General features: G+C 53.6%; 17 protein-coding genes. 12 read left to right on the top strand and 5 right to left on the bottom strand.

The window, feature by feature from the left end; genetic code table 11:
- Nucleotides 1-186 precede the first annotated feature (186 nt).
- From VA597_RS15130 to VA597_RS15075, 12 genes are all read left to right on the top strand, one after another.
- Entirely contained in the window at nt 187-1,269 is a 1,083-nt protein-coding gene (locus VA597_RS15130; RefSeq protein ID WP_326974826.1) for a tyrosine-type recombinase/integrase, read from the top strand.
- A gap of 183 nt (nt 1,270-1,452) precedes the next feature.
- Entirely contained in the window at nt 1,453-3,186 is a 1,734-nt protein-coding gene (locus VA597_RS15125; RefSeq protein WP_326974825.1) for a methyl-accepting chemotaxis protein, read from the top strand.
- Nucleotides 3,187-3,635: 449 nt separating this feature from the next.
- Complete coding sequence (locus VA597_RS15120; RefSeq protein WP_326974824.1) at nt 3,636-4,994, top strand: aminopeptidase C; 1,359 nt, start codon at nt 3,636-3,638, stop codon at nt 4,992-4,994.
- A 198-nt stretch (nt 4,995-5,192) separates the two neighbouring features.
- Nucleotides 5,193-6,824 (top strand): PucR family transcriptional regulator, encoded by a 1,632-nt coding sequence (locus tag VA597_RS15115; protein WP_164919089.1) that lies wholly within the window; start codon nt 5,193-5,195, stop codon nt 6,822-6,824.
- A 415-nt stretch (nt 6,825-7,239) separates the two neighbouring features.
- Nucleotides 7,240-8,916 (top strand): OPT/YSL family transporter, encoded by a 1,677-nt coding sequence (locus VA597_RS15110; protein ID WP_128743752.1) that lies wholly within the window; start codon nt 7,240-7,242, stop codon nt 8,914-8,916.
- A gap of 120 nt (nt 8,917-9,036) precedes the next feature.
- Nucleotides 9,037-9,564 carry a nitroreductase family protein gene (locus VA597_RS15105; RefSeq protein WP_326974823.1) on the top strand — a complete coding sequence of 176 codons (528 nt, stop codon included), beginning with the start codon at nt 9,037-9,039 and terminating at the stop codon, nt 9,562-9,564.
- On the top strand, nt 9,561-9,833 hold the full coding sequence (locus VA597_RS15100; RefSeq protein WP_128743750.1) for a DUF6092 family protein: 273 nt from the start codon (nt 9,561-9,563) through the stop codon (nt 9,831-9,833). Before VA597_RS15105 ends, VA597_RS15100 begins: the two co-directional genes overlap by 4 nt.
- Nucleotides 9,834-9,876: 43 nt before the next feature.
- On the top strand, nt 9,877-10,818 hold the full coding sequence (locus tag VA597_RS15095; protein ID WP_326974822.1) for a DUF1177 domain-containing protein: 942 nt from the start codon (nt 9,877-9,879) through the stop codon (nt 10,816-10,818).
- Nucleotides 10,819-10,840: 22 nt separating this feature from the next.
- A complete protein-coding gene (locus VA597_RS15090) occupies nt 10,841-11,515 on the top strand; it encodes an AroM family protein (protein ID WP_326974821.1) in 675 nt (224 codons plus the stop codon).
- A 10-nt stretch (nt 11,516-11,525) separates the two neighbouring features.
- On the top strand, nt 11,526-12,467 hold the full coding sequence (locus tag VA597_RS15085; protein ID WP_326974820.1) for an aminopeptidase: 942 nt from the start codon (nt 11,526-11,528) through the stop codon (nt 12,465-12,467).
- Between the two features lie 25 nt (nt 12,468-12,492).
- Nucleotides 12,493-13,155, top strand: coding sequence for an aspartate/glutamate racemase family protein (locus VA597_RS15080; protein ID WP_326974819.1), 663 nt, complete (start codon nt 12,493-12,495; stop codon nt 13,153-13,155).
- A 63-nt stretch (nt 13,156-13,218) separates the two neighbouring features.
- The gene (locus tag VA597_RS15075) at nt 13,219-14,304 is read left to right on the top strand and encodes an S-methyl thiohydantoin desulfurase domain-containing protein (protein WP_326974818.1); all 1,086 of its coding nucleotides are present in this window, start codon (nt 13,219-13,221) and stop codon (nt 14,302-14,304) included.
- Between the two features lie 151 nt (nt 14,305-14,455).
- On the opposite strand, the gene VA597_RS15070 is transcribed toward VA597_RS15075, so the two are convergent.
- From VA597_RS15070 to VA597_RS15050, 5 genes are all read right to left on the bottom strand, one after another.
- Nucleotides 14,456-14,887 (bottom strand): RbsD/FucU family protein, encoded by a 432-nt coding sequence (locus VA597_RS15070; protein ID WP_326974817.1) that lies wholly within the window; start codon nt 14,885-14,887, stop codon nt 14,456-14,458.
- Entirely contained in the window at nt 14,877-15,491 is a 615-nt protein-coding gene (locus VA597_RS15065) for a KpsF/GutQ family sugar-phosphate isomerase (protein ID WP_128743744.1), read from the bottom strand. Before VA597_RS15065 ends, VA597_RS15070 begins: the two co-directional genes overlap by 11 nt.
- Nucleotides 15,492-15,568: 77 nt before the next feature.
- A complete protein-coding gene (locus tag VA597_RS15060; RefSeq protein WP_128743743.1) occupies nt 15,569-16,567 on the bottom strand; it encodes a ribokinase in 999 nt (332 codons plus the stop codon).
- 130 nt (nt 16,568-16,697) lie between these two features.
- On the bottom strand, nt 16,698-17,432 hold the full coding sequence (locus VA597_RS15055; protein ID WP_128743742.1) for an SDR family NAD(P)-dependent oxidoreductase: 735 nt from the start codon (nt 17,430-17,432) through the stop codon (nt 16,698-16,700).
- Nucleotides 17,433-17,457: 25 nt separating this feature from the next.
- Complete coding sequence (locus VA597_RS15050; RefSeq protein WP_128743741.1) at nt 17,458-18,420, bottom strand: phosphoglycerate dehydrogenase; 963 nt, start codon at nt 18,418-18,420, stop codon at nt 17,458-17,460.
- Between the last annotated feature and the right edge of the window lie 167 nt (nt 18,421-18,587).

Raw genomic sequence — 18,587 nt, 5'->3', positions numbered from 1 at the left:
GTTGGTAAACAGCCGAATGCGGCGGAAATACTCTTTTCTTTTATCATGGCAGGCACAAACCCGGGCCGTTATGATTGATTCGCCGTCAAGATCGACGTCACATTTTGAGAGGAGCAAATGAAAATGCCGCGCAGAGGTGAAAATATTTATAAACGAAAAGATGGACGCTGGGAAGGACGCATTCTAATGCCGGACGGAAAATACCGGTCTGTCTACGCAAGAAGCTATAAAGAAGTGAAGGAAAAGAAAAAGAAAGACCAGGATCTCCGGTGCCTCTGTAAACATTCCAAGCAAGAAGAGCCGTCGGAATTATTTGAGCTTTGGCTGAAAAACAATGTCCTCAACAAGGTAAAACCGTCTACCTATGAGAACTATTATCGCTGCGTGCATAAATATGTCATTCCCTTTTTCAAAGAAGTAGAAAGTGGAGGAATCACGGCTTCGTCCGTCTCTCTGTTTGTAAATTCAATCGATGGGAATCAGAAGATTTCCGCTTCATACCGGAAGAAGATCCTGTCTGTTTTTAAAACCGCTCTGAGAGAAATTCTTAGGGACTCCACGGATCTTTCTTCCGTCCTTCGGATGATTAAACTGCCAAAGATTGAAAATGGGTCCGTACAAGTTTTTTCCGTCAGGGAACAGCGGCTGGTTGAGAATACAATCTTTCAGTCTGACGATAAACGGGCTTTGGGCATATTGTTGTGCTTTTATACCGGAATACGGCTGGGAGAATTGTGCGCTTTAAGATGGAGCGATTTGGATTTTGAGGCGGGGACCATGTCCATTGTGCGCACGGTTTCCCGCACAAAAAATTTTGAGCCTGGAACAAATAAAACAGTGCTGCTTGTCGGCACTCCCAAAAGCCAAAAATCCGTCAGAAAAATTCCCCTGCCCGATTTTCTGCTCAGATTGTTCGATCAGTGGAAATGCGAGAAAGAGGATAATTATATTTTTTCGGATTCGGCGGCTCCCATGGATCCACGCACCTATCAAAGGTTTTATCAGCGGATACTGGCGGATTCCGGGGTGCCTTACCGCAAATTTCACGCCATCAGGCATTCGTTCGCCACGCGGGCGCTGGAGCTGGGCGTCGATATCAAGACTCTCAGCGAATTGCTGGGGCATTCGAATGTTTCCATCACCCTGAACATCTACGCGCATTCCCTGATGGAACAGAAAAAAGTGGCGATTGAAAAGTTCAACCAAATGTATATCACACATATGGAACTGTCACTATTCGCCGTCAAAGATCTGGTCGCCTCCGTCTGAAAGGCACGGTCACCACGCGGCTTGTTCCGGGTTGTCACAGTTTCAAATAAACTGCGGTGATATTCCATTGACGCAGCAAATTCGCCCGTAGCCTATTCATGGCTTTTAACGATGACTGACACACCAAAAACTTTGCAGAATCTATTTTTGCAGGAAATGAACAAATTATTCGGGGGTAAAAAAATGAAGAAGTGGTTTGAAAATCTCAAAATTTCCAGTAAATTGACGGTTGGGTTTCTCTCTATTCTGTGCCTGGCGTTGATCATTGGGATTCTGGGTATAACCAGCTTGATCAAAATGAACAATGACCGGGAAGAAACCTATAACCAATGTACTTTAGGCATTGTATATTCCGCGCAGGCGCAAGCCGATTTTTTGAGCACCGGGGCAGCGGTCAGGGATTTGTATATCTATTATAATACGGATAAAGAAACGTATTGCGATAAAATTTCGGCGGAGCTGGACTCTGTTGATGCGCAGTTAGACAATTACAATAAAACCGTTTCGGACAGTCGGGACCAGGACAATTACAATAAGGCAAAAACTGCGTATGGCAGCTATAAAAACGCCGTTAAAGCAATCGTTCAGGACGCAGAATCCGGGAAGCCGAATACAGATATTCTGGCGCTGATTCAAAACTCGGGCAAACAAGTTGAGAACACGGAAGAAGCGTTCGATTCCATGGTAAAATACGATATGTCCGTTGCGTCGCAGCAACTGGCCGACGACAGGGCGTCGGGGTGGAGAACGATCTTTATCATGATTGCGGTGATCGTCGCATCCTTCGCCTTGGGATTGTTTTTAAGATCTTACATATCCGGGCTGATCAGCAAGCCTCTTGCCAAACTGGGGAGATTCGCGGAGATGCTCGCGGTCGGAGACATCGATGTGAACAAAGTCGCCGAGGAAAAGGATATGCTCCTGAAGCAGAGGAAAGATGAGGTCGGGACCCTTGCCTTGTCGTTTAACAGAGTGGTGGCAAGCACCGTGGAGCAGGCAAACAAGGTGCAGGCGATTGCAGGCGGAGATCTGACGGTATCCATCGCGGTCCGGTCTGAGTTTGACGTTCTTGGCAAAGCGCTTTCCCGGCTTATAAAAGACCTGAACGATCTGGTGATTTCCGTCGTGTCCTCTTCGAGCCAGGTGAACTCCGGCTCGAAGCTTGTGTCCGACTCCAGCACGTCGATCGCGCAGGGAGCCACCGAACAGGCCGGCTCCGTGGAAGAGCTGACGGCGTCCCTTGAGGAGATTGCCTCTCAGACTGCCCAGAACGCAAAGAACGCGAGGGAAACCAATGGACTGGCGCTGAAAATTGAAAAGGATGCGGAAGACGGCGGCACCCGGATGTCGGAAATGATTCGCGCCATGAACGAGATCGGCGTTTCTTCGGATAACATCGGCAAAATCGTCAAGTCGATCAACGATATTGCTTTTCAGACGAATATACTGGCGCTGAACGCGGCGGTGGAAGCGGCCAGAGCGGGCCAGTACGGAAAAGGATTCGCGGTTGTCGCCGAAGAAGTCAGAAATCTTGCCGCCAAATCGGCGGAAGCGGCGAAGGAGACTACCGAACTCATTGAGGACTCAGCCCAAAAGGTTGCGGCAGGGACGAAAATGGCGGGCGAAACCGCCGAAGCGCTCCACAAGATCATGGCGGGAGTGACGAAGATCACGGAACTGATCGGCAGTATCGCCACGGAGTCTAACGATCAGGCGGAGGCGCTGGGGCAGGTCAGGCAGGGAATCCAGCAGGTTTCCCAGGTCGTGCAGAGCAACGCGGCTGCGTCGGAGGAATGTGCTTCGGCGAGTGAGGAGTTCTCGGGCCAGGCGAATCTGCTGAGGGACAGCGTAGGTGTGTTCAAGCTGAGAACTGAGGAGAATGCAAAAACCGCCGGGATTGATCGGCGGCCGGCCTGACCTTTACCCATTAAACAAATGACATGCCGCAAAGTGCTTCGGCGCGGCCTCCTTTAATTGAGGGTGATGGTTCCGCAAATTATTTACAGCGGTTTTGGAAACGGCGGCCCGGCCCGCAGCGCGGCGCGCACCGCAGCCAACAACGGAGGGCAAATACCGAAGAACCGCGCCGGACCGGCATTTTCAACCGCACAGACAGAAATAAAGAGCCGCTCAAATACCCTGAAAGCCTCAGCTGCAAAGAGGAAGGAGGGTGCTTGGGCGGCTCTTGTCATAATTTAGTGCCGGGCTGAAGGGAAAGCAATGGGCGTGCCATTCCGTTGACAGCTTTTTACAGCGGTGTTAAGCTTTGCTATAGGTTAACGAAAGAACGGCGTGACCGGTAAGAGGGAGATGAAAGGAAGAATATCGAAAGAGATGAGCCGCCCATTGAAAATTTCAGAAGGAAGATGGAGATAATGCGGAAAGATTTTGCGATTACGGAAGATGTGCTCCAAGAGTCTTCACAGTGCTATCGAACCGGGCCGTTGAAAAATATTTCGGACAGCGTCATGAAAAACGGGATTGCCGGCACGGCTTTCAGCCGTGAGGCGTCTGTGCGCATGTCCCGGCTGTTCTCGGATGAAATCGAGCCTATGGAGATTACGAATCAGAAAAAAAGCGGAAGATGCTGGATCTTTGCGGGAATGAACGTCCTTCGTTACCGGCTGAACAAGACGCTCCATTTTAAAACTCCAGATTTTGAGCTGTCCCAGACCTATATCATGTTCTGGGATAAACTCGAAAAGGCCAACTATTTTCTCGAGAGCGTAATAGAAACCGCGAACGAAGGCAAGGGCAGCCGTATCGTCATGTGGCTCTTTGATCATCTGCTGGGAGACGGCGGCCAGTGGGATATGCTGGTTTCCGTGATCAAAAAATACGGGGTCCTTCCCCAATACGCCATGCCGGAGACATCCCCAAGCAGCAATTCTTCCCGGATGAACGGCATCTTGTGCAAGAAGCTGCGTCGCGACGGAATCATGCTTCGCAGAATGGCGGAAGCAGGAAAAAGAGAGGACCGGCTCAGGGCTGAAAAAATGGATATGCTGAGGGAATTCTATGGCCTTCTGTGCTGCTTTCTCGGGGAACCGCCGCGGACCTTTGATTTCGAATACCGCGATAAGGAGAACAGATTCCATCGCGACCGCGGTCTGACCCCGCTTCAGTTCTACAAAAAATATTTCGGAGCGTTCCTGGACGATTATGTGAGCGTGATCAATGCCCCGACGGAGGATAAGCCGTTCGGCCGCACCTATTCGGTTCAGTATCTTGGAAATGTGGTCGAAGGCAGGCCCGTTGTCTATCTGAATCTGGAGGCGTCGGAACTGGAGCGGATGGCCTGCCGCCAGATCCGCGACGGGGACCCGGTCTGGTTCGGCTCGGACGTGGGAAAAATGTCCGACGGGGACCTGGGCATTATGGATACCTCCCTATATCGCTATGAGGATGTTCTGAATACGGAGCTTGGGATGTCGAAGGCCGACATGCTCGATTACGGCCAGAGCTACCTGACGCACGCCATGATGCTGCTTGGAGTCAATCTTACGGAGAGCGGCGCCACGAAATGGAAGGTGGAAAACAGCTGGGGAAAAGACGTTGGGGAAAAGGGCTTTTTTGTGATGAGCAGCGATTGGTTTCGGGAATATGTTTGTCAGGTGGTCGTGGATAAAAAATATCTCAGCGAGGATCAAAAAGCGGCATTGGAGAGGGAACCTGCCGAGCTTGCTCCGTGGGATCCGATCGGTTCGCTCGCAATCATGCGCTGACTGCCGGAACCGGCCGGGCGGCACAAAAAGCAACCGCTCCGGAAAGCGGGCGGCCGCATCCGACAAGACGGGCGCGGCGTAGTGCCCGCCCTGCGTCCGGCGCGTAACGGGAAAGCGGAAGCGCTGCGCGGCGAACCGTGAAGTGATATAATACTATAAAAAGGGCTTGGCCCTTTGGAGGAAAAGGGTGAAACAGAATTGTCAATTGTTGTTTCGGACGCGTTGAAAATCGGGGCCCTGTCGTCCTGCAAGCTGATTGCGGGAAAAGACGGTCTTAATCGGAAGGTCAGTTATATCGACACCATGGAGGTCCCCAATATACAGCCATGGCTGAAAAAGAATCTGCTTCTGATCACGACCGGATATTCCATCAAAGACGACCCGGAAGCGCTTCCCCGCCTGATCGTCGATCTGCAAAAGGCCGGCGCGGCGGGCCTTGCCATTAAAACGAGGTTTTTGGGAGATATCTCCGGCGAGACCATCCGGTTGGCCGACGAGATGGGCGTTCCTCTGATCGAGATCCCCAAGGAGATTCCGACTGTGGAAATCACAATGCCGCTGATGAAAGCGATTGTGGACGAGCATTACCACAATCTTGAGTTTTCCGAACGCATGAACCGGAAGTTTCTGGAACTGGAACTGAATAACGGCAGTTTTGACAACATTGCGAAAACCCTGGCCAATCTGATTGCGCTTCCGGTGTTCATTGTGTCCCGCACCTATTCGGTCCTGGCCGCCGCCGGAAAGGGATCTTCGATTCCGGATTCTATTTTCGAAGCCGATCAGAGCGGCGGCCGAAGGCTGAGCAAGCAAATTTCCTCTCAGATTGCCGGAAACGATGTTCTGTTCCGTCTGGAAAATCCGGAGGTGCCCGCCTTGTTTGTGCGCAGCGTTTCGGTGAAAAAACAAATCTGCGGATACATCATCGTTCTTTGTCAGGGTCCGGATCTGGACGATATGCAGCTGATCGCGCTCAATCATGCCTCCATCAGCGTCGCGCTTGAAATTTCCAAGCTGCAAAAGCTGGACGAACACATGCGTTTCCTGCAAAACAGCCTTTTTCTGGATCTTCTCGCCGGGAATGTCAAGACAAAAGAAGAGGCCGAAAGCCGGGCGAGGCTTCTCCGATGGCCGCTGCCGCCGGTGCGCGTGGCCGTTGCGGATATCGACCGGTTTGAAGCGGTGAGTCAGAACCTCAGCGAGGAAAAGATTCAAAATCTAAAGGAATCCCTCCATCAGCTGATTCGGGATCACCTGTTGTCGCAGAATTTTCCCTGCGCCGTCATCATACACAGCGACAAGTTCGTAACTCTGCTGCCGAAATCAGTCGCCGCGGAAAAAATCACGGCGACTTTCAACAGAATCCGCAGCCTGATTGAATGTCGGCACGGCCTTTCCGTCACCGTCGGGATTTCGGATCCCTGTGCCTCTTATGCGGAACTCCCGTTTCATTACGGGGAAGCCTGCGATGCGATTGCCATAGGCAGGGCCCCGGGCTCCGGCGGCCCGGTTCAGATGATTTCGAATGTGCGGTTCGAACAGGCAATCCTGAAGAGCTGCTCCACGGTATACTTCCGCCGGTATGTGGAGAATACGATCGGCAAGCTGGAACAGTATGACCGGCAGCGCGGAACCGACCTGGCGAAAACCCTGGCCGTTTTGACCGAGAATATGGGCGCCCGCCAGAAAACCGCCGAGAAGCTGTTTATCCATCGGAATACGCTTGCGAATCGCATCGGTAAAATTGAGAAGATCACCGGAGTGGATTTATCTCAAAATGAAAATCTGTACCGGTTCGGGTTTGCCCTGAAAATCAGGCGTTATCTATAGATGTGCATAATGCATATGAAAATCCTTCATTTTGTTTCAGCATGAATATCGACTTCGAATTGTAAAATTGCTACAATAAAAGACACGGACAGAAAAAGCATCGGATCGGGTTACGGCGTAAAAAAGAATTTTTGAAATTCTGAAATAGACCGATTCAGAATCAGACAGTAATGGTGCTGTACTTCTTTATTAAGTAGAGCGCCATTTTTATATATCCCTTTGGAATCGTTCCAGCGCCGTTTCAGACTGATTTACCGACTCGGAGAAAGGAGAAGCAGGGAAATCCGGAGCAGAGAGATTATAAACAGAAGATGCGCTTGCGGCTGCATCTTCTGCCGGCCTTGAAAGAGACCGCACCGCCGCCGGATGCGCGGTATGCCGGCCGGTCAGGACCAATCGACAAGGAGAGTGGATTATGGAAAAAGAAAAAATCCCACAGGATCAGATGATCTCCGCATCGGAGCATCCGAAGGCGTGGGAGCCCACCGTACTGATCCTAAATATCATCATGTGCATTTTGGGCGCGATTATCGGGCTGGAACTGATCGTGCGGACCGGCGTCACCCCGAACACGTCCATCATAGGCGCCTTATTTGCGATTCTGATTTCCCGCATCCCGGTTGCGGTTTTGCAAAAATACAGGAGCATTCACAGGCAGAACCTGATTCAGACGGCAATCTCCGGCGCGACTTTCTCAGCGGCCAACAGTCTGCTTCTGCCGATCGGCGTTCCGGTCGTCATGGGGCGCGCCGACCTGATGTTCCCGATGCTGATCGGTGTCTTCCTCGCCACCTGCATCGACGCGACCATCCTCTATAAATCGTTCGACTCCGAGATGTTCCCCGCGGAAGGGGCATGGCCTCCGGGCGTCGCCGCTGCGGAATCCATTCTTGCGGTCGTTGAAAAAGGGCGCAAGGCATTGCTTCTGGTTGTGGGCGTGGTCATCGGCTGCGTCGGAAAAGTCGCAGGGCTTCCCACCGATCTGCTTGGAGTTTCCTGGTTCGGCGATTTCTTTGCCATGCTGGCCCTTGGCGTCGGCTCCCTGGTCATCGGCGTCATCAAGGTCAACGGTTTCACCCTGTCGCTGTTCGGTCACGACGCAGCTCTGATTTCCAATCTCTTCGGCACGAACTTTGTATCCACCGATCTGGCGATGATCAATTATATGCCTCACGGGATCATGATCGGCGCCGGCGCGGTGTCGCTGCTACAGTGCGCGCGCATGCTGTTCAAAAAGAGCAAGGGCGGGAATGACGCGGAGGCCGGAAAATTCACCACCAGCATGGGCACCCTGAAAAAGACGCTTGGATGGGGTTATGTCGCCTATCTGGGGACGGCGGTACTGCTGGCGCTGATTACCGGCATTGTCAGCGATATGAGCTTTATCTCCCTGATTCTCTGGGTGATTTTCTCGGCGTTTGCCGCGATTGCCTCGGAGCTGATCGTCGGCATCTCGGCCATGTACTCCGGCTGGTTCCCGGGGTTTGCCACCGCGCTGATCTTCCTGCTGGTGGGAATGCTCCTCGGGTTTCCCCAGATGCCGCTTGCCATCCTGGTCGGGTACACCGCGGCAACCGGACCCGCGTTTTCCGATATGGCGTATGACCTCAAGTGCGGTTATATCCTGAGGGGTTCGGGCGCCGATCCGGAGCTGGAAAAAGAGGGCAGGAAACAGCAGTATTACAGTGAAATGATCTCCTTTGTGATTGCGTTTTGCATGGTGGCGTTTCTGGCCAACCGGTATTTCGGCCAGGGCCTGTTTGCCCCGGTGAGTAAGACTTTCGCCACCACCATCGCGGCCGGAACCAACGCCGAAGTCGCCAAATGGCTTTTCATCTGGGCGATCCCGGGCGCTATCATCCAGTTGGTCGGCGGAAAGCGGCAGATCGGCATCCTCTTTGCAACGGGGCTGCTGGTCGGCAACATTATGAATGGAATCACCATTCTTATCGGCCTGCTGATCCGGCTGGTCGCGGTGAAGCGCAATAAGGAAAACGAGCAGGTTTTGAACATCCTCGGCGCGGGCGCTTTGGCGGGCGCGGCTGTGTACAGCTTCTTTACCGCGACGCTGGGACTGGCAAAGAAGAAATAGTTTTCCTACATAAGGGACTGCTGCAGCGCTACAACAGCCGCGGCAGTTCTTTTGCGCAGCAGGGAATCGGAGGATTCAGACGATGCGGTCCCTGAATCCGTGCGGAAAGGAGAAGGAACAATGGAATTATCGGAAGCGATTCAGAAGAGAAGGAGTATCCGCGGCTTCAGTCCCAAACCTGTGCCGGAGGAACTCTTGCTGCAGCTGGTGAAGGCGGGAGCGCTGGCGCCCAGCGCAAGTAATCTTCAGGCGTGGCAGTTTTTCCTGCTCACGGATCCGGAGCTGGTCCGGAAGGTGGAACTGTTCAGTCCGGGGCTCAGCGGGAAGCCTCCCGTCCTGATCGCGGTCTGCTCGGACATGAACTACGCTCTGGAACACGGCTCTCCGAATTCGGAGGCATACGGGTGCATCATGGACGCGTCCATGGCCGCTGAAAACATCATGCTGAAGGCGGTGGAGCTGGGACTCGGCACGTGCGCGATCAAGTCCTACAACCCGGACGCCGTGAAAAAGCTGTTAAAGCTTCCGGGGTATTACCGGATGGAGCTGTTGATTTCCGTCGGCTTTCCGGAAGACAGTCCCCGCCCCCGCCGCCTGAGGCCTCTGGACGAGATCCTGCACAGGAATGCCTGGGAGGAGGAACCATGATCCGAAACGAATCGTTTGAACTTCTGGCGTATCTGGTAGCCGGCGCGGCCGGTTTGGAAGGAGAACCCAGGATTTACGGGCCCTTGAGGATGATCGAGGCGGCGGAGCGCCTCTGTAAACTGATGCTGGCGGACGACCCTGAAAACAGCAGTCTGAAAGAACTGGTTGAAATCATTGAAAACGGCAAACGCAAAACCATGTCCGATGAAGCCGGTTTTTACCAGATGCTTCGTGACGCGGCTGCCAAACTGGTGGACTGCGTGCAATAATTCTGATTTTTATTAACAATTGAAAGCGATGGAGGTAAAATGAATGTTATTAAAGCAACTGATGGAAGCGTTTGATGTTCTGGACAGCAGCACCGTTACCGGAAAAGATGTGGAAACTTACTTAAGAGGCATCCAGCCGGATGCGAATATTGAAGTCTACGAGCTGAAAGGCCCCAGCGGAAGCACCGATATGGTCAAGGTCAGGATTCCCGGCTCCAGGGGGAAGGCCTCGGGCGGCAGCGCGCCCACGATCGGAATTCTGGGCCGTCTGGGCGGAATCGGCGCGCGGCCCGATGTGATCGGATTCGTATCCGACGGGGACGGCGCGCTGGCGGCGATCACCGTTGCCGCGAAGCTTTTGGATATGCGGAAGAAAGGGGATGTTCTGGAAGGCGACGTCTTCGTTTCCACTCAGATCTGTCCGCATGCACCGACACAGCCGCACAAGCCGGTTCCGTTCATGGGGTCTCCGGTCGAAATGGCTCAGGTCAACAGGGAAGAAGTTTCCCCCGAGCTGGACGCGATCCTGTCGGTAGACACCACAAAGGGGAACCGCGTGATCAACACGAGGGGGTTCGCCATCTCCCCGACCGTAAAGGGAGGATACATCCTGCGCACTTCGGAGGATCTGCTGGAAAAAATGCAGATTACAACGGGGCGTCTGCCTTATGTGTTCCCTCTGGCAACTCAGGATATCACCCCCTATGGAAATAATGTATTTCATCTGAACAGCATTCTTCAGCCTGCTACGGCGACCGATGCCCCGGTTGTGGGCGTAGCCGTCACGACGGAGACCATGGTTCCGGGCTGTGCCACGGGTGCAAGCCACTTTTCGGACGTGGAAGAGGCTTCCCGTTTTATGCTGGAAGTCGCCAAATCCTATGGCGCGGGGGACCTGAAGTTTTATGACGAAGACGAATATGCGCTGCTCCAGAAGCTGTACGGGCCGATGGACCATCTGATGACTTTGGGAAAAACGGAATAAACTCAGGGAAGGAGAATCTGCCATGAAAATAGGCGCGATTACGATCGGTCAGGCACCCCGGGTGGACGTCACGGCCGATATTATGGATATTTTCGACGGAAGGATCGAACTGCTCCAGCGGGGAGGACTTGACGGCCTCACGGCGGGACAGATCGCGGAGTTCAAGCCGGAACAGGGGGATTACGTGCTGGTTTCCAGACTGACGGACGGTTCCTCTGTGACGTTTGCCGAACGGTACATTCTCCCGAGGCTCCAAAACTGCATCCATGAACTGGAAGCGGAGGGCGTGAGGCTCATCATGTTCTTCTGCACCGGCGATTTTCCCGGCAGCCTCACCTCCAATGTCCCGCTTGTTTATCCGTGCAATATTCTGAACCGGGTCGTGCCCCTTCTGACCAAGAATTCCAATATTGTCACGGTAACCCCGTCGCCGCTTCAGGTGGAACAGTGCGAAAAGAAGTGGTCCGATTTCGTGGATACGGTGAAGGTGGTGCCGGCTTCTCCCTACGGCCCGTGGGAGGACCTTGAAAGAGCCGCGCGGGAAATCAGAAAAATGGATGCGGACCTGGTGGTCCTGGACTGCATCGGCTTTACGCAGAAGATGAAAAACATGTTTGCCAGAGAGACCGGGAAGCTGGTTGTGCTCCCGAGGACCCTGCTGGCGAGAGTGATTTCCGAACTGACGGACGTGGAATAGGAGGGAAAACATGGATTTAACTGAAACTTCCAAAAGAATCCTGGCTTCCTGTCTGGATGCGAAGCCGGGGGAAGAAGTTTATATTGTCACGGACGATACAAGGGTTAAAATCGCCCGGGCGCTTTACGAGGGCGCCCGGGCTTTAGGCTGCGAGGCGGTCATGACGGTGATGAAGGAACGCAGCCTGAACGGGGAAGAGCCGCCCAGAGTCGTCGCAGAGGCCATGAAGGCCGCGGATATCGTCGTCTGCCCCACCGCCAAGTCGCTGACCCACACGAACGCGAGGATCAACGCCGCGAAGGCCGGGACCCGCGTGGCCACCATGCCGGGCATTACGGAGGAAATGTTCGGGGCGGGCGCCATGACCGCGGATTACGGAGAAGTGGAAAAGCTGACGGCGAAAATCACGGAGCTGCTGACAAAATGCAGGACGGCGCGGATCGAAAAGGACGGCTGCGTCCTGACTCTGAATCTGGAGGGACGCAGCGGAGTGCCCAGTCCCGGCGTCTACAGGCTCCCCGGACAGTGTGGGAATCTCCCGTCGGGAGAGGCGTACATCGCGCCGCTGGAAAACGGAGTCAACGGGGAAATGGTGATCGACGGTTCCATGGTCGGAATCGGAAAGCTGGATTCGCCCCTTCATGTGGTGATCCGGGACGGAAAGCTGCGGGAGATTACGGGCGACAAGAGCGAAATGCTGAATATCTTGCTGGAAAACGAACGGAACGCGACGGTGGGAGAACTCGGAATCGGGACGAATCGGGCGGCGGTTCTCAACGGCGTGATCCTTGAGGATGAGAAGGTTTACGGGACCGTGCATATCGCGTTCGGGACCAATACGTCTTTCGGCGGGACCAACAAGGCGGACTGCCATATGGATGGAATCATCCTGAACCCAACTCTGTATTTTGACGATACCCTGATCATTGACAAAGGCTCGTTTGCCGTATGATGGCAAACGCCGGGAGGAATCGGCAATGAAAGAATTTCAAGTCGGCGTGATCCGGGTCCTGACATCCGACGACCCGGACTTTGTCGGGCTGCACGGAAGGATCATCGAAGAGCATTTCCCCGGAATCCGGTGCGTTTCCAAATGCATTCCGGATCAGTGGGAAGGGATTCACAGCCACGAGCTGGAACAGATCGCGGTGCCCAAAATCGTGGAGACGGCGAAGTCGTTTGCGGGCGTGGACATGATCGTCGTCAGCTGCGCGGACGATCCCGGAGTGGAGGAGATCCGCCGCGCGCTTCCGGGAATCCCGGTGACGGGCGGAGGGGAGACCACGGCCGCCCTCGCCATGAAATACGGGCGGAAAATCGCCGTTCTCGGAATAACGGATTACGCGCCCAAGGCTTATCTGCGCATGGTTCCGGATCGGATCGTCGCGGTCGCGAGGCCGGAGGGCGTGAACAGCACGCTGGACCTGATGACGCCGGAGGGAAAGGCGAACTGCATCAGAAAAGCCGGGGAACTGAAGAATCTGGGCGCGGAAGTGATCGCGCTTGCCTGCACCGGACTGACCACGATCGGCATCGCAAAGGAGATCGAGAGAGCGACCGACATCCCCGTGATCGACCCGGTCCTGGCCGAGGGAACCTTTGCCTGTTTTGAGTCCGTCCGGAAACAGATGAACGGCTGAAAGCCACTCTTTTTCTCAAGGGAGACGGCTTTCGGCAGGGATAAAACAAGCGGAGGAATTCGAATGACGGAACTGACAAAAGAGCTTTGCCTTCAGGCGCTTTACGGAGGGCTGCTGCTGGGCGGCGGAGGCGGAGGAAGCATCCGGCTGGGACTGGATGCGCTGGAGGAAACCTTTCACCATACGGACCGTTTAAAGCTGCTGAAGCCCGGGGAGCTGTCTCCGGACGAAACGGTCGTCAACGTTTCGATGGTGGGGGCGCCCTCGGCGAAGGATACCTGCGTGAAGGCGGAACACTGGAAAACGGCTTTTCAGAATTTTGAAAATTTCAACGGAACGAAAATTTCGGGCCTTACCAGTTGTGAAAATGGAGGAGTTTCCACCTCCAACGGTTGGATCCTTTCCGCACTCACGGGAATTCCGCTGGTGGATGCGCCGAGCAACGGCCGGGCCCACCCGACCGGAATGATGGGAAGCATGGGTTTGGACCAGTTCCCGGATTATGTGACGGTACAGTCCGCCTGCGGCGGCAAGGGTGAAAAATACGTGGAAACCGTCGCAAGGGGAAGCCTGCCGGCCGCATCCCATCTCATCCGGCAGACGGCGGTCGCCTCCGGCGGGATGTGCTGCGTGCTGCGCAACCCCGTCTCTGCGCAATATGCTGAAACGCATGCCGCGGTCGGCGCCATCGCGCAGGCACTGGAGATCGGCAGGGGCTTTCTGGAGCATTCGGGCGATGTGAGCGGCGTCCTGAGTTTTCTGGCGGACGGATATGACGCGGAGGCCGTGTGTGCCGGCGTGACCCGCAACTGTGCGCTGCGCATGGGCGGCGGGTACGATGCGGGCTCCCTCCACGTGATGACCGGGCAGGACGATTATGAGCTGACTTTCTGGAACGAGTATATGACAATGGAAAAAAACGGGGAGAGGATCGGCACGTTTCCGGATCTGCTGTGCACCCTTGACGCGTTGACCGGACTTCCCTTATCCAGTGCGGAAATTCAGGACGGCAGGAACGTCGTTCTTCTGAAAATCCCCCGGAACCGTTTGATTCTCGGCATGGGGATGCATCGGGAAAATCTGTTCCGGGAAGCGGAAAAAGTTCTTGGAAAAGAAATGATTTCCTATCAGAAGGAGTTGTTTTCCTGACCGGCCTTGAGGCGGAAAATGATAAAAGAGGACCCGCCCTTCGCTTGACGCGATGGACGGGTTCTTTTAGGAAAGGTTAAGATTCATACTTCGGGAATTCATTTCCTGAGTATCGGTCCGGAAAGATGCGCGGATCTGCGTGGCTTATTTCCTATGCGACGCCGACGGTAATTAGAATATTGGCGAAAGTGCGCTTTTCACCCGTGGAAATGGCCAAGCGAAGGGAGGGTTCACAGCAAGCGTCGTAGAACGGGAAGCGCTTCAGCTTGCAAAGTTCCATATTGCCCAATCGCTTTTGAAATTCGTCAAAAATTTTTGGACTGGATCCATCCCCTGGATCCATCACTTCGGCCTTTTCAATATTGATGATGCTTTGCAGGGTTTCCAATACATCAATGGTAGAGGGAAGGCCGGGCTTTAATCCCAGCCACACTTTTTCTGCTTCTCCCGTTTTCGAGGCAAGCGGATAGTTCCCGTCGGCGATCAGGACTTTGTCTCCGTGTCCCAGCAGGGAAAGGACCCTCATCAGTTCAGGATGAATACAATCTCCGGTCAGCATTAACAGCAGCTCCTTAAGTTTCATTTTTCCGCAATTGCCCCAGTTTTCCTCCAGGGTGGCAGCGGACGTATTCCACGGGCGTCCAGCCACGTTCCGTTTGCAGAGCAACTGAAAGCGCCTGAAGCGTTAAAGTTTCCGCCAGGATAGAATTTCGCGGCGCACGGTTCAGAGGGCCTCCTTCTGTGTTCACACCGGCGGAAAGGCAAGTGTCGCAAAAAGTTCCCAACCAACTGGAGGGATTCCCGGTGACGGCAATCAGCTTGCACCCATTGTTTCGGATCGCTGTGGCCGTGGCTTTCATTTCCGGTGTTTCACCGCTGTTGGAGATACAAATTACCACGTCTCCTGCGACCAGCTGCCCGCAGGAACCGTGAACAGCCTCGGTTCCATCCAGAAAATAGCAGGGATTTCCGGTGGAAGAGAATAGGGAAGCCATATAAGAGGATACATGGCCGGGTTTTCCGATTCCGGTGATGTGAATCCGTCCGCCTCTTTTTTGGGCGTCAAGTATGATTTCAGCAGCTTTTTCGTAAGAGGAGGCGCTGAGGCCAACGCAGAATGTTGTAAATTCCTTTTGCGCGGAGGCAAGGAACTGCTCAATTGCTTGTTTGCTTGTTTCTTTCAGCATGACGATGCTTCCTTTCCGATTGGAAACTTAGCGGACGCGGCGAGTAACTGCGCCTGTCTATAAAAATCAACGGTTCTCTATTTCAATGCGTTTAGCAATAAGGGATCAAATTTTGCGAAACCGTTTCTTATCATCAGATCCTGAACGTCACTCAGTGTGGGCAAGGAAGGCAGGGCGCCCATGCGGGAAACCGTTATGGCAGCGGTATGGCTGGCAAAGTCAAGTGCTTCGCGGGAAGAGAGACCCGCGGTTATGCCGGTGCAAAAAGCGGCGACGAAAGAATCCCCGGCGGCAGTCGGATCCTTGACATCCAGCAAGTCGACGCAGGGGGTGTACTGGATGCCGGTGGCATCGGCGCTGACGGCGCCGTTGTTGCCCAATGTGATAATGACGTTGCTGATGCCTCTGGAACGCAGCTTGCTGATAACCTTGTTTAAATCTTCCCGGTTGATGCCGGACCCGTCCGTGTGCAAGGGCAGACCGCTCAGCGACGCCGCCTCGTACTCGTTGGGCGAAAGATAGGTAATGCAGGAAAGCAGCCCACTGTCCAGTGGTGTGGCCGGCGCGGGATTCAGCATGACGGGAACCCCGGCCGTGTGGGCGCAGGCGGCCACGAACTTGGTTACTTCCATGGTGAGTTCCAACTGCAGCATGACCAAGTCATAACTGCCGATAGAATTTTCAAGCCAGCTCAGGTCATCCGGAGTCAGATCGTAATTGGCGCCAGGCACCACCAAAATGCGGTTTTGAGTTCTATTCTCGGAAACCTCCAACTGAATGTTGCCGACACCGGAAGAATGTCCACGGCTTACTTTTACATGGGAAATGTCAACGCCGGATTCACGGACCGTATTCAGCATTTTTTTCCCGAAGGCGTCATCGCCGACACAGCCGGCAATGGTTACGTTGGCGCAAAGCCGCGCACATTGGACGGCCTGGTTGGCGCCCTTGCCGCCGGGTGCGATCTGGAACGATGTCCCTACGACTGTTTCTCCCAGCTCCGGAACTCTTGGCGCCGATGCGATCAGGTCCGTCATAAAACTTCCCACCACTAAAATATTGGGTTTTCTGAGCATAATAGATCGAGTCCTTTCCTGACAAATGTGAAGATAATTGTCTGATGGACTGTTTGTTTCATCAATGAATAAAATTGTTGTTTTTTTGAAAGCTCTTTGCTTTCCTGCAAATTAGAAGTGGGCTTGGAAATTACCAGCGATTAAAGCCGCGCAGCGTCAAAATCTGACTGTTCATGCCCTTGCTGAGATCGCTTGCCAGGAAAAGCGCTCCGTTTGCCACTGTTTCAGTACGGAACACGTCGCCGCCGGCCTTCAGAATGTATTCGCGTTTGGCCGATTTCTGGAATAGCTCGGTATCGACGGGACCGGGACAGATCACGTTGACCCGAATTCCCAGCGGACGTACTTCATCTCCCAGAGCCTGCGTCAGGCAGACAACGCCTGCCTTGCTGACGGAGTAGGCTGTGCTGCCCGGCAACCCGCGCAAAGCTGCTCCGCTTCCGATATTGATAATATTTCCATATTTCTGGCGGACCATAGCGGGAAGAAACGCTTTTGTCACCAGCATTACGCTGCGCAGGTTTGCCGTCATAATTTCATCAAATATTTCTACAGGCATTTCGAGCAAAGGCATTTCTTTGCTGATTCCTGCATTGTTTATCAAAATATCGATGCGCCCGTATTCCTTTATGACGGCGCCGGCCAAATCTGTTACTTGGCTGTCAATTGTTACATCGGCGGCTATGCACGACGCTTTGCCTCCCGCTGCTTGAATCTCGGACTGAACTTCCCGCAGTGCGAAAAGCCGGCGTCCCACGAGGACCGTCACAGCTCCTTCCTGTGCGAACTTCATGGCGATCCCTTTGCCGATTCCGCGGGAAGCTCCGGTAATGACGGCGATTTTACCTTGTAAAAGCTGTTCCATCCTCAACACTCCATTAGATAAGCTGTCAGCGATTAACCCAATATTTTGGTTCGCGTCCTGCCAGCGTATCGACTACATTTTGAGCGGCGACCATACTGACTTTGTCATAAGCCTGACGGGTTTCGGCTCCCGTATGAGGCGTAAGCACGATGTTTTCACACTGCAGGATGGAAGCACTGGAGGGAAGCGGCTCTTCCTCAAAGGCATCCAGTGCCGCGCCGGCGATTTTACCGGACTTCAGTGCCTCGGCCAGAGCGTCAAGATCCACCAATGCGCCGCGGGCCGCATTGATTAGATAAGCGCCGTTCTTCATCCGGGCAAACGTTTTTGCACCGAACAGGTGATAATTTTCTTTTGTAGCGGGAGCGTGGAGACTGATGATGTCACAGGTTTCGATGATTTCATCCTGGCTTACCATTTCTATGCCAAGCTCCTTTGCGGCGCTTTCATTGGGATACAGATCGTAAGCCTTGATTTTCATGTCAAAAGCGGAAAGTTTCTTTGCCACCAGGCGGGCAATTGCTCCGAAACCGAAAAGCCCGACTGTTTTGCCGGCTAATTCTTCGCCAAGGTAGCGCGGCCAGGAACTTTTCTCCATAGCCTTGTGAAGAGGCGTGATGCCGCGCAGCACGTCAATGATGAAACCTATGGTCAGTTCCGCCACAGCGTTTGAATTTTGGCCCGGGCAATTACAGACCTTAACATCGTATTTCGTAGCATCCGCCAGATTGACGTTGTCTACGCCGACGCCGAATTTACAGACGCATTTTAGCTTGGGAGCAATTTTGAACACTTTTTCATCATAGAGATCCATTCCAATAATTGCCGCGTCGATATCCGGCAGAATCTGTAAAAGTTCCTCATAGCTGTATGCGGGAAAAGGGCGCAAAGAGTCAAATATGACTTTATGCCCGTTTTTTTCCAGCAGGGTCCAGGCTCCTTTGCAAAGGATATCAAAATGAGAAGCCGACACTAACACTTTTCCCATATGGAAATTCCTTCTTTCACGCAGTTGTAAAAGTTTTCTAAAACGGTTTTATGTTTTAGGTGCGATCAGAACCGTCCGATTCCGCGGCTTTCATGCGCCATGTCATCGCACAGTCTTGAGCGGCAAACTTGCCTCCGCTGATTTCCAAGTCAACTCCGGTCATATAT

The organism is Caproicibacter sp. BJN0012, from assembly GCF_035986805.1.
Taxonomy (GTDB): domain Bacteria; phylum Bacillota; class Clostridia; order Oscillospirales; family Acutalibacteraceae; genus Caproicibacter.
This window is presented reverse-complemented; position numbering and strand designations above follow the sequence as displayed.